This window comes from Natrinema sp. H-ect4 (assembly GCF_041894845.1).
Taxonomy (GTDB): Archaea; Halobacteriota; Halobacteria; order Halobacteriales; family Natrialbaceae; genus Natrinema.
This window is the reverse complement of the sequence record NZ_JBHDYC010000030.1, coordinates 24,714-36,238: the sequence shown is the minus strand read 5'-3', so window position 1 is coordinate 36,238 and position 11,525 is coordinate 24,714. Positions and strand designations below refer to the sequence as shown.

General features: G+C 64.1%; 13 protein-coding genes. 9 read left to right on the top strand and 4 right to left on the bottom strand.

Annotation, left to right across the window (positions count from 1 at the left end; genetic code table 11):
- Positions 1 to 272 precede the first annotated feature (272 nt).
- Positions 273 to 1,655 (bottom strand): 7,8-didemethyl-8-hydroxy-5-deazariboflavin synthase subunit CofH, encoded by a 1,383-nt coding sequence (gene cofH / locus ACEWFR_RS22560; RefSeq protein WP_374063164.1) that lies wholly within the window; start codon positions 1,653 to 1,655, stop codon positions 273 to 275.
- Between the two features lie 166 nt (positions 1,656 to 1,821).
- Positions 1,822 to 2,823, bottom strand: coding sequence for an ion channel (locus ACEWFR_RS22555; protein ID WP_374063163.1), 1,002 nt, complete (start codon positions 2,821 to 2,823; stop codon positions 1,822 to 1,824).
- A gap of 244 nt (positions 2,824 to 3,067) precedes the next feature.
- Here ACEWFR_RS22555 and ACEWFR_RS22550 point away from each other — a divergent pair, with 244 nt between their 5' ends.
- The 4 genes from ACEWFR_RS22550 (at position 3,068) to ACEWFR_RS22535 (ending at position 5,780) form a co-directional block, all read left to right on the top strand.
- The gene (locus tag ACEWFR_RS22550; RefSeq protein ID WP_374063145.1) at positions 3,068 to 3,358 is read left to right on the top strand and encodes a hypothetical protein; all 291 of its coding nucleotides are present in this window, start codon (positions 3,068 to 3,070) and stop codon (positions 3,356 to 3,358) included.
- A 141-nt stretch (positions 3,359 to 3,499) separates the two neighbouring features.
- Complete coding sequence (locus ACEWFR_RS22545) at positions 3,500 to 4,519, top strand: phosphoribosylaminoimidazolesuccinocarboxamide synthase (RefSeq protein WP_374063144.1); 1,020 nt, start codon at positions 3,500 to 3,502, stop codon at positions 4,517 to 4,519.
- 128 nt (positions 4,520 to 4,647) lie between these two features.
- The gene (locus ACEWFR_RS22540; protein WP_374063143.1) at positions 4,648 to 4,947 is read left to right on the top strand and encodes a MoaD/ThiS family protein; all 300 of its coding nucleotides are present in this window, start codon (positions 4,648 to 4,650) and stop codon (positions 4,945 to 4,947) included.
- Between the two features lie 32 nt (positions 4,948 to 4,979).
- Positions 4,980 to 5,780 carry a hypothetical protein gene (locus tag ACEWFR_RS22535; protein ID WP_374063142.1) on the top strand — a complete coding sequence of 267 codons (801 nt, stop codon included), beginning with the start codon at positions 4,980 to 4,982 and terminating at the stop codon, positions 5,778 to 5,780.
- A gap of 415 nt (positions 5,781 to 6,195) precedes the next feature.
- Here ACEWFR_RS22535 and ACEWFR_RS22530 read toward each other — a convergent pair whose 3' ends face one another.
- Positions 6,196 to 7,503, bottom strand: a complete 1,308-nt coding sequence (locus ACEWFR_RS22530; protein WP_374063141.1) for an acetamidase/formamidase family protein — start codon at positions 7,501 to 7,503, stop codon at positions 6,196 to 6,198.
- A gap of 414 nt (positions 7,504 to 7,917) precedes the next feature.
- On the opposite strand from ACEWFR_RS22530, the gene ACEWFR_RS22525 reads away from it, so the two are divergent.
- Both ACEWFR_RS22525 and ACEWFR_RS22520 read left to right on the top strand, forming a co-directional pair.
- The gene (locus ACEWFR_RS22525) at positions 7,918 to 8,178 is read left to right on the top strand and encodes a hypothetical protein (protein WP_374063140.1); all 261 of its coding nucleotides are present in this window, start codon (positions 7,918 to 7,920) and stop codon (positions 8,176 to 8,178) included.
- Positions 8,171 to 8,341, top strand: coding sequence for a hypothetical protein (locus tag ACEWFR_RS22520; RefSeq protein ID WP_374063139.1), 171 nt, complete (start codon positions 8,171 to 8,173; stop codon positions 8,339 to 8,341). Before ACEWFR_RS22525 ends, ACEWFR_RS22520 begins: the two co-directional genes overlap by 8 nt.
- A 212-nt stretch (positions 8,342 to 8,553) precedes the next feature.
- On the opposite strand, the gene ACEWFR_RS22515 is transcribed toward ACEWFR_RS22520, so the two are convergent.
- Entirely contained in the window at positions 8,554 to 9,513 is a 960-nt protein-coding gene (locus ACEWFR_RS22515) for a formyltetrahydrofolate deformylase (RefSeq protein WP_176548110.1), read from the bottom strand.
- 519 nt (positions 9,514 to 10,032) lie between these two features.
- Here ACEWFR_RS22515 and ACEWFR_RS22510 point away from each other — a divergent pair.
- The 3 genes from ACEWFR_RS22510 to purQ all read left to right on the top strand — a co-directional run bounded on the left by ACEWFR_RS22510 (position 10,033) and on the right by purQ (position 11,437).
- Entirely contained in the window at positions 10,033 to 10,347 is a 315-nt protein-coding gene (locus ACEWFR_RS22510) for a HalOD1 output domain-containing protein (protein WP_098724388.1), read from the top strand.
- 157 nt (positions 10,348 to 10,504) lie between these two features.
- On the top strand, positions 10,505 to 10,756 hold the full coding sequence (gene purS, locus ACEWFR_RS22505; protein ID WP_098724389.1) for a phosphoribosylformylglycinamidine synthase subunit PurS: 252 nt from the start codon (positions 10,505 to 10,507) through the stop codon (positions 10,754 to 10,756).
- Positions 10,757 to 11,437 carry a phosphoribosylformylglycinamidine synthase I gene (gene purQ / locus ACEWFR_RS22500; RefSeq protein ID WP_374063138.1) on the top strand — a complete coding sequence of 227 codons (681 nt, stop codon included), beginning with the start codon at positions 10,757 to 10,759 and terminating at the stop codon, positions 11,435 to 11,437. It abuts the gene before it with no gap.
- Positions 11,438 to 11,525 lie beyond the last annotated feature (88 nt).

Genomic DNA, 11,525 nt, shown 5'->3' with positions numbered 1-11,525 from the left:
CCTCCGGTCACTCGCTCATCCACTGGAAGACGCGAGCGTCTTCCAAGCCGTCACTCACAAAGTTCGCGAAGACCTCGCACGGCATCGACGCCCGCCCTCACTGCCGTTCGGACGAGCGACAGCGCGCGCCACCGCATAGCGGTTGATCAGTCTCGAGCGATACGCCGCTTGTCTGCACCGATCCCTGCCGTGCTAAATTCGCTCTTCGGTACAGAAGCAACGGCTCTAGAGCGTCAGAGAGCAGTTCGAGACCAATCGACGCGGCTCTCCGATCAGTCGTCTGCGGAGACGGTATCGCGTTCGTCCCGTTCTTCGCGAGTCAGCAGCGCCGTCCCGTCGGCTTTCGGCCCGAGTCGGGGGCCGAAGGGCGGGTCGTCGGGGTCGATGACGCGGCGTTGCTCGTAGTCGGTCGAGCGCTCGACCGGGACTCGACCGATCGAAGAGATCATCTCGACGTAGTCCGAAAAGGAGCGGAACTCGCCGTGCTCGCCGCCGGCACGGGTCGTAATCTCCTCGGAGAGGATCGTTCCCATGTAGTCGTCAGCCCCGCAGTTGAGCAGCTTCAGCCCCTGTTCGTCGCCGTACTTGACCCACGAGGACTGGATGTGGTCGATGTTATCAAGGAACAGCCTCGAGACGGCGATCATCAGTTCGTCCTCGTCGATGCTCGCGCCGCCCGAGACGACGTCGTGTTCGAACAGCGGCGTGTTCTGATGGATAAAGGAGAGCGGGACGAACTCGGTGATGTTTCCGGTCCGATCCTGCAGTTCCCGGATCCGCTCTAAGTGCATCGCGCGGTGGGCCTCGTTCTCGACGTGGCCGTACATGATCGTCGCCGTCATCCTGAGGCCGACGTTCGCGGCCGCCTCCATGGCCTCGAGCCAGCCGTCCGTACTGATCTTGCCGGGGCAGATCACGTCGCGGACCTCCTCGACGAGGATTTCCGCTGCGGTTCCGGGAACGGTATCCAGCCCCGCCTCCTGCAGCCGCCGGTAGACCTCCTCGTAGGACCAGTCGGTACCGCGGCGGGCGTGGTAGGCCTCCTCGGGCGTCATCGAGTGAACGTGCACCCCGTCGACGCTCATCGCCGAAATCTGGTCGGTGTAGGTGCCCGGGTCGGTGTCGTACAGTTCGGGGGGCTTGTAGTTGACTTCCTTCGGGTTCGGGTGGTCGTTGAGGATCTCCCGGTGTTCCTCGTCGAGCGCGAACGCAGGGTGAAGCCCGGAGACCGACGTAACCTCATAAATACCGCGATCGACGGCGTCAGCGACGATCTCGCGTGACTCCGCGGGCGTCTTCGTGAACCCGGCGGTCTCGATCTCCGTCTCGCGCTCGAAGGTGTGGGCGGCGTCCTTGAAGTTACAGAAGAGACAGCCCACGTTACAGGCCGTCGTGACGTTGTTGTTCAGGTTCGCGATGAAGGTGACCTCCTCGCCGACCTGCTCGGCGCGGCGTCGGTCCGCCGCCTCGAGCACGCGCTCCTTGCGTTTTCGGTCGATCCCCTCGCTCTCGGTTCCCGTCGTGAGTAACTCGATCGCGTCGTCGACCGTGAGCCGGTCGCCGTCGCGTGCCTTTGTCAGTGCGTTCTCGAACGACTGGTCGGTCTCGGGAACGTGATCGAACGTCAAGTCGGCCTCGGTCACCGGTCGCTCCATCGAGGAAACGATACTCATACAGCGAGAAAAGCATGGTGAATGCGGAATCGCGGGGACGACGATACAGCCGTCGCTCGAAGCCGGCGCCGATCGAGGCGCGCCAGCGGACCGGCCATCGAGCGGATCCGCCGAACTGTCCGCAACTGATCTCGAGGCGAGACGACGGTCACGCCGATTCCGCGGTCGGCCACTGTCGGACGTCCGATTCGACGAGCGCGAGCAGCAGTCGGCGGCGCTCGCGCAGGTCCGCCACGGACGCGTCGAACGCCCCGTCGGAAACGGTCGGCACGTCCGCATCGCGCAGCGGCTCGAGCGACGGGGCCGGCGGAGACCGATCGGCGGGGTCGATGAACGCGTCGTCGAGCGTTCCGAGATAGCTATCGACGCTCGCCCGCGCGTTTCTGACGATCGTGTCGCTGGGACGGTCCCGCTCGGGAACGCCGAACCGCAACAGCGTGAGCGTCTCGTCGAGGAGGGCGACGCTCGTCACCGGCGCTCGTTCGGTCTGCCTGCTGTGGAAGTAGTGGAGAATCGGGTACGCCTTGTGGTTCGCCGTGAGCGTGTTCAGCTGCGACGTGAGTTCGTTCAGGGACAGCGCCAGTCCGTCGAACTCCTCGCCGTTCCAACTGGTTCGGAGGATCCCGTCGCTTTGGGCCCCGAGACCGCTCACGCTGCTCGCGAACGACCGCTTTTGCGTGACGGCGTCGAGAACGGAGAGGACGTAGGTGACGCTCAGGGTGACGAAGAGCATCCCGCTGGCCGTCGCGAGCGTCGTCGCGATCTGCCACGGTCCCTCGCGCGGAACGAGGTCGCCGATTCCCAGGGTGAATATCGTGTAGCCAGTGTAGTAAATCCGGTCCGACCAGGAGATCGGACTCCCGTCGACCGTATCGATGAGGGGGTATTCGGCGCTCACGAAGACGAGCGTCCAACCGGTCCAGAGGAGGACGAGCCAGGTGACGAGACCGACGACGAGGATCGACGGCCCCGAGAGGGTGAGCAGGCGAGAGCCCCGATCGCCGACCCGCCGGAACCCGCTCCACGTCGCCGCCATCAGCCACGAGGTGAGCGGCCCGGCACCCCCCTCGACCCAGAGCGTCGTCCACAGGAGATCCGCGACGACGGCGGCGAGCAGGAGTATCCCGAGACCGAACGGGATCGGATTCATCTCGTCGCCACCTCGAGACCGAACGAGTCGCCGATTCGTCGCGATCGTCGGCCCGCGGATGAGCGGCGGTCGGATGCGGCGTCCCGGGCCGAAATCGGTATCTGCACGCAATCGCGTTCGGTCTCGAGTCGGAAAACACTCCGACCGGATGCTCCCTGCCGCCGAGCCGCCGCTTCGGTCACGGTCCGCCCGTCCGTCGAACGCAGGTCGCAGAATTATCGGCGTGGACCGCGAACGCTCACGCATGAGTTCACGGACGCCGGAGGAATGCGTCGATCTTGCCCACGACGAGGAAGCCGCCGAGGAAAAGCGGGTGGGCGCAATTCGGGAACTGAGAACCGCGAACGAGTGCGACGAACTCGAGGCGCTCGTCCGAACGGAGCGCATCGACGAGCGGTATCGTCGCCAGGCCCTCGAGGAGTTAGCGACGCCCCAGTGCGACTCGACGCTCCGGGAACTCGTCCACGACGACCCGCTCGAGGGGCCGTTGCATCAGGAGGCCGAAGAACTGCTCGCGACCGTCGAAGACGACTGAGAGTGTGCGAAAACCGAGGTCTGAACGAGAGAGAGCGTCACCGCTCACGGGCCATCGACCGGATACTGAAACCTTCTTACGGTCCGGACACGGCAACTGGAGTATGATCGACGGCGGCGAACACGTCCTGAGGTGTCTCGCGTGACGAGCGTCAAAGAGTTCCGCATCGAGGAAGACGCGACCGACGAGGAGCTCGGTCGCGGGTCGTTCGTCTTCACCGACGACTACTCCGTGTTCGACTGGGGGAAGATGCCCGACCAGATTCCCCGGAAGGGCGCGAGTCTCTGTACGATGGGCGCGTTCAACTTCGAACTGCTCGAGGCCGAAGGCGTTCCCACTCACTACCGCGGCGTGGTCGAGAACGGTGATGTCGTCGACCTCGAGGACGCGACCCACCCGCCCTGGGAGATGGCCATCGACCTCACGCAGGTGCCCGACCTCCCCAACGAGGGTCGGGAGTACGACTACGAGCGCTACCACGACGCGGCCGGCGAGAACTACCTGATCCCCCTCGAGATCGTCTTCCGCAACCGGGTCCCCGTCGGCTCGAGCCTGCGCAATCGGACCGAGCCCGCCGATCACGGCCTCGCGCTCGATAGGTGGCCCGACGAGGCCGTCGACCTCGACGATCCGATCGTCGAGTTCACCACGAAGTACGAGGAGGGAGACCGCCACCTCGAGCGCGAGGAAGCCGATTCGATCGCCGGGACGGCGTCGATCGAGGACCTCGAGTCGCTCGCCCGCGAGGTCAATCGGATCGTCACCGAGCAGGCCGACTCCGCCGGACTGGTCCACGAGGACGGCAAGATCGAGTGTCTCTTTTATCAGGGAGAGATCCGCGTCGCCGACGTCGTCGGCACCTTCGACGAGAACCGCTTTAGCTACGAGGGTACCCAGCTCTCGAAGGAGGTACTCCGCCAGTACCACAAGCGAACCCAGCCCGAGTGGGTGCAAGCCGTCGACGCCGCCAAGGCGCAAGCGAAGCAAGAAGACGTCGCTGACTGGAAGTCCCTCTGTGACGAGGCACCCGAGCCGCTCGAGGACGACGTCCTCGAGACCGCCAGCGACCTGTACTGTGCCGGTGCCAACGCCTACACCGGTCAGGAGTGCTTCGACGCGCCACCGCTCTCGAGCGCGATCGGTGCGGTTCGGCGGCTGTAGCGGTCGCCTGGAGGCGACTCGATCAGAGACGAGTGAGCCAATACACGTCCGCAGCCGACGACCAGACGGGTATCAGTCGACTCGAGTCGGCGAACCGCATATGTGTCCACTCATCCCCAGTGTCGACTATGGAAACCGAGATCACAGTGTACGGGCCGCTCCGAAGTGCGACCGGCGACAAGACGGTGACCCTCGAGTGGTCGGGCGACACTGTCGCCGACGCCATCGCGGCCGTCGTCGAGTCGTACCCGCGAGCGGAGCCCCACCTCTACGACGGCAAGGAGATTCGAGCGAGCGTCAGGGTCTCGATCGACGGCGAGCGCGCGGAGTTCGAGGATCGGATTCCGGAGGGAGCATCGCTGTCGTTGGTTCCTGCCGTACAGGGCGGGTCTGCGGAGTGGGGAGACACGAACCGAGAGTCCGAATAAGCCATATTTCAGCCGGAAATATACGTCAGGATATGTCCGCCGAGCTGAGCCGAACACACCACCTCGAGTGCGAGGGCTTCGCCGCGGAGTTCCGAGCCCTCCTCGAGCTGGTCCTTCCCGACACGACGGCTGCGGTCGTCCGAGTTCGGGAGGAGGAGATGGGGATGGACCCGGACGGCGATGACTGTCGGCGAGTGTGGGACGGCGTTCGGGATCGACTGGAACGGCTCCCGGAGACGGATCGAAACGGGACTACCGCGTGGCGCGTTCCGACGACGACCGAAGCCGGACGAGCGGTCCTGTTCGAGTTGGCGTCGCTTACGGACGGCATCGTCGGCGCACACTTCGTGTTTCAACTCGAGTGCCACGCCGGCGGAACGCCCGTACTCGAGGCGATCCCCCATCACTCGGATGCAGGAGTCGATGCGACGCTGCTCGGAGCGGAGATGCAGCCCGGTGAAATCGTCGGCCTGAATGGGCACGATGCGTGTCTGGTTCCCACAGAGACCTACTTCGAGTGGGTCGCCGAGGATCGGCGGTGGAGAATACAGGGCGGGTCGCTCTGCATCGAGACGCTCGACGGCCGGAAGACGACGTGCTACGGGCTGACGAATCTCGAGCGGGCGACGCTCGAGGACGATGGGACGGTGCTCGCGCTCGCCTGGGAGCCGGGAGAGCTTCCGGACGATGCCGTGGGAAAATTACTCTCGTGGATCGGAGAGAAACTGTACAATCCGCCACCGGCACTGCCCTGTGAGACGGCCGCTCGAGCGATGACGGTAAAGGCTCATCTGCAGGAGTTGCTCGCGGCCTACGATGGACGCGATATATAGAACCGTCTGTTACACAGCGGATCGAAGAGCCGATGAAGGACGTTGCTCCCTCGAACGACGGGGGACACTACTGGCTGTGACTGGGAATGTGGGTCGTCGTGAACGGTCCAGCGAACGACGTGAAACGAGTTCGGTGCTATCGTGGCAACAGTGAATCGCCACGCCCTCCCCAGCCGATTTCTCCTCACGGGTGCTTCGCACCCGTTCGGATGGTTCGCGGGACCTCTGGTCCCGCGTAACGCTCATTCACTCCGCTCAATCGCTCATCCACTGGAAGACGCTTTGCGTCTTCCAAGCTGTCACTCGTTCCACTCGCGACAACCTCGCGCAAGTTCGTTGCGCGGTTCGCCCTCGGCGAACCGCGCCACAGCGCGCGCCACCGCAATTGAAAGTCGGACCGTGTTACGTTCTGAACCTACAGATCGTACTGGTCGCGCACCAGATGGTCGATACCGCGGTCCTCGAGAACGTCCATCGGCGCGAGCATGTCGAGTTGGACGACGCCCGGCAGACGGCCGATCTGGACGCCGCCGGTGAACGTACACCGCGAGCGGACTTCTCCCTCGCTCATGTCGAGCAGTTTCGTCGCGCGGTCGAAGGCGTTCTGCGTGGCGTCGTTGACCGTCGCACCGGAGCCGACGACCTGAATCGGGCCCATATCATCCTCGACATTGACGCCGTGTTCCGCGCCGAGTTCGCGGCCCGCCTCGCGCTCTTCGTCGCTGTAGGGTTTGCTGATAAACGGCAGTTCGTCCTCGTTGGGAAGGAGGACCGGCCCGTCGAGTTCGAGGCCCTCGATGACCTCGACGTCCATCGTGACGGTCCCGCTCACGTCTGTCGTGTGCAAGGAGAGTTCGCCGTCACCCTGGTTCGCGTGCAGATCGCCGACGTAGACGCCGGCTCCGTCGACTTTGACCGGGCAGATCAGTGTCGCACCCGGTCGGACCTGTGGAATATCCATGTGACCGTCGGTTCGATCCTCGAGATCGGCCTCACTCTCGACGCCGTAGTCGTGCTCGGCACCGATGAGGTACTGGCCGAAGTCGCCGGCGTTGTGCGAGTCGGGCATCGTGACCGGTGGGGTCGTTCCGATGTTTCCGATGAACGGGCGCAGCCGTCCCAGCGTGCCGGGCATCTCGTCGGGTTCGTACAGCAAGATGGGGTGTTGCCGGGAATTCTCGGGGATGTCCATCACCTCGCTGGCGTCGTTCGCGAGTTCGTGGGCAGCGTCCTCGTCGAGGGTGATCCCGACGGTGTGATCATCGTCGAAGGCGACGGTGTAGCCGTACTCGAAGCCGAAGGAGGAGGCGTTCGCGCCGCACTCGGCACACTTGATCGCGTCTTCTCCCGTGCCCTCGACGACCGTCTCGGGCCACTCGGTGCCACACTCCGGACAGCGGTGATCGACGAACGGGTCGTCGCCGAACGCATCCTCCCGCTCGGCCATCGAACCCGTGCTCGTCGCCATACTCGTCACCGACATGTCCCGGATGTGAAGCGCGACGGCGTCGCCGACGGACGCCCCCTCGACGCGGATCGGTCGAGTGACCTCGTGACCGCCGTGGAACTCGGGCGTGACCATCGGCCCCCAGCAACCCGGCGGCGTGTACGTCTCGATCGTCCCGCCGTCCGCGACGGTCCCCGCCCATTCCTGATCGGGACCGACGAGGCCGAGCGTGTACTGGTCGACGAACAGTTCCTGGTCGACGTTTTGCTGTGCCATAACATGCCAATGTACGCCGTTACCGGCGATAAGCGTACTGCTCCCGGAACCGACTACAAGCGCCTGTACAGTCTCGAACGACCGACAGTACGGAACGAAAATATAGTAGCCACTGAAACGGTTCACACACTGATCATACAGCTGTCGGTCGATCAGATGTGCAATGACTTTCAGTGGCAACTATAGTTGTGAGGACACCGATGAGCCGGCTGGCATCGTCGAGGACGCCGATCACGACGCAGCCGGCCGATCGGGAGGCCTTCGTCAAGCGAGTAGGCGACTATAGTAGCCACTGAAACGATTTATACACTAATCGCAATGCGACCGTGCGATTAGGTGTGCAGTGACGTTCAGTGGCTACTATAGCTCCGCGGAACGGACGTCAACCCCGACGACGCGGCGCAGTACGCCGACGTGGTCCCCGACGCCCTTGCGGTCGCGCTGACCGACGGTGAGCGACGGGATCTGAAATCGCAACTCGACGACGACCTCGATCCGCTGTTCGAGAGCGTGACGATCGATCTAGAGAACGCGTCGCGACGCCGAAAGCGAACCGCGCGATCGGACGGGGTCCACTCACGGGACCTGCACCGGCAAATTTGGCCGCCCGTGGCCGATACGGCCGAAATGGATTCGTTAAAGTGTGTCACGTCCCACCTGTCAACCGATGACTGACTCGACGGACGAGGACACACCCGAATGTCGACACTGCGGCGATTCCGTTGGATCGTCCGCCGAACAGCGCGTGATAACGACGGTCGAAGACGGGACGACCGTCTACAAACACTTCTGTAGCGACGACTGCCGGGATATCTGGGAGGCGTCGTCCGGCGTCTGATCCTCGGACGCTGATTCCGAGTCCCCCGTTTGACGTCCCCTCGAGCGGCGTGTCGCGAACAGGGCTTTACCGCTGGGACGTGATCAGCTATCCGCCTCGTGTGCGACTATCGATGAGCCCCGAGACGATCAGCCGTCGCTCATCGTAACAGTCGCAGAGAACGGGAGAGAAATTCGGGACACCGGCGGACGGCCGGCGGTATCCCCGCTCAGCTACTGATCCTTCGCGACCACGCTACCGATCCCGTCGACCGGCCGGTCGGGCGTGAACTCCTTGATCTCCTCGGGGAGACCGAGCTGGTAGTCGGTGCCGTTCTCTCGAACCGACGTTCGGCCGCGGTGGACCGAGACGTCGCCGTTCAGGTGAAGCTGGACGGCCTCGAGCAGGGCGTCGGCCTCGAGGGGCTGGCCGCGGCGTTTCATCTCCTCGAGGTCGGCGTCGTCGGGGACGTCGAACGCGCGCTGGGTGATGATCGGCCCCTGATCGAGGTCGGTCGTCACGTAGTGGCCGGTGACGCCCGCGACCCGGACGCCCTCCTCGACGGCCTGCCGGTAGGCTTCCGCGCCGGGGAACGCCGGCAGTAGCGAGGGGTGGACGTTGATGATTCGGTCCTCGTAGCGGAAGACGACGTTCGGGCTGAGAATCCGCATGTATCGCGCGAGCACGATCAGGTCGACATCGTACTCCGCGAGGAGTTCGAGCAACTGGTCTTCGTTTTGCTGGCCGCCCTCGTCGCCGATATCGTGGAACGGCACGTCGTAGTGCTCGGCCAGCGGCTGGAGGTCGTCGTGGTTGCCGATGACGACGCCGATGTCCGCGCCGAGTTCGTCGTTGGCCCACGCCTCGAACAGCGCCTCGAGGCAGTGGCTCTCCTTCGTGACGAGGACGGCAATCTGCTGGTTCTCGCGGTCGGCAGGGAATCGGACCTGCACGTCGAGTCCGAGGTCGTCGCCGAGGTCGCGGAGGTCGTCCCGAAGCGTGTCCTCCGTACAGACCATATCAGCGGTGTCGACGGCGAGATACATCCGGAAGACGTCGTCGCGAACCGCCTGATCGAGGTCCTCGATGTTGATCCCGCGCTCGAACAGGAGGCTGGTCACCCGGGCAATGAGCCCGGTGTCGTCGTCTCCGATTACCGTGATTTCAGTCACGTCGGTCGTCACCGCTGCCACCTCCGCTCGAGCGAGTGTCGCGTCATCACGACGAAACTCAGTCCACGAGCGGCTAAAAGTCCTGCTTTCCGTGGAGGTCCGTGAGAATCGCCCGCGAGGCGGGCTTCGGACGACACGACTCCATCCGGAAGAGTGCGGAGAGCGCATGAGACCGACGGTCGGTCCGGTTTCGGACGGCGAGACGGCGGATGTCGCGGACTCCAGCGTCGTGTCGTCAGGATGCCGGCAGCCGATTGCGGTCGTTCGAGAGCGAAAACAGCTGTCTACCACGGGTTAGCGGCCGGTCATCGTACCGGTTCACCCCGGACGACTCGCCGCGGGAGGCACGGTTCTCGGTCACGACATCGCGTTCGTCAGACGTATGACGGACGGTCGCTGTCAGCCCCTCACCCGTCTCCTGAATTCGTTTATTTTGTCGTACAACGGGCTGTAACATGTCTGACAGGGTTTTATGCCGGTTACTGTGGAACGATTTTCCAGTCACTCACAGTGACAGTCGCCAGCCGAAGGGTGAACACAATGACGGTAACACCACACGATCACGGCCGATCACGTATCGATCGCGACCGGGAGACGGCGTTCGTCTCACACGACTGGACGGGAACGGACTCGCTTACCAACACGATCGTCTCGACAGTCGCGGAGCTTTCGGAAATCGACCCGACGGAGGTCGAACGGCTCTACGACCGGATCAACCCGGAAAGTCTCGAGACGCTCTTCCAGCCGACGAACGGAACCGCGGGCCGCAACACTGGACAGGTATCGTTCCAACTGGACGCGTACACGGTCACCGTTCACGCGACGGGAGACATCGTCGTCGCGCGAGTAACGTAACTCGGCCGTCGGGCGATTACCATCGGCCGCCGGGCGACTGCCGACCGGAAACCGGCGACGCCGCCCGTTCGCCGTCAGCGGCTCACCGGTATCCACGAACGTGCATTGCGGTGCCAAGGCGAAAGCGTTTTTGAGCACGGTTACGGGGTATCAGATAATGACCGCCTACACCGCGACGGTGACGGTTCGACTCAAACGGGGCGTTCTCGATCCCGAGGCCGAGACCACGAAGCAAGCCCTCGAGCGGCTGGGCTTCGAACTCGAGGAGTTGCGGGCGGCCGACCGGTTCGAGGTCGACCTCGAGGCCGACTCGGCGGACGGCGCGCGCGAGCGAGCGGACGAGATGGCCGAACGGCTGCTTGCGAACCCGACGATCCACGATTACGACGTGGAGGTCGACGAGCGGTAGATGACCGTCACAATACTTCGATTCGGCGGCTCGAACTGCGACCGCGACGCCGAGCGCGCCCTCGCACACCTCGACATTGACGCCGAGATCGTCTGGCACGAGGACGGTCTCCCTGCGGACACGACGGGGATCGTCCTTCCGGGCGGGTTCTCCTACGGCGACTACCTCCGTGCGGGGGCGATGGCGGCCCGCTCGCCGATTATGGCCGAGGTCCGCGAGGCCGCGGCCGAGGGTGTTCCCGTACTCGGCGTCTGTAACGGCGCACAGATCGGCTGCGAGTCCGGCCTGACCGAGGGAGCGTTCACGACCAATGAGAGCGCTCGCTTCCAGTGCGAACACGTCTACCTGCGCGTCGAACGCAACGACACGCCCTGGACCGCCGCCTACGACGAGGGCGAGGTCATCGAGGTTCCCATCGCCCACGGTGAGGGGCGCTACGAAATCGACGACGATCGGCTGGCCGAACTCGAGGACGAGGGACGGATCCTCTTTCGGTACTGCGACGAAAACGGAGAAACGGGCCCCGACGTGAACCCGAACGGGTCCAAGCACAACGTCGCCGGCATCCTCGGCGAGCGCAAGTCCGTCGCAGTGTTGATGCCCCACCCCGAGCGCGCGACTCTTCCCGACATCGGTCCGACCGACGGGCAGGGAGTCCTCCGGGGTTTTGAATCTCCATAACACGGTAGAGAACCACTGAGGAACCTATTTTCGAGATACACACCGTAGGTAGCGAACGACGACTCAGAATCTGAGTCGAGTCGAACAG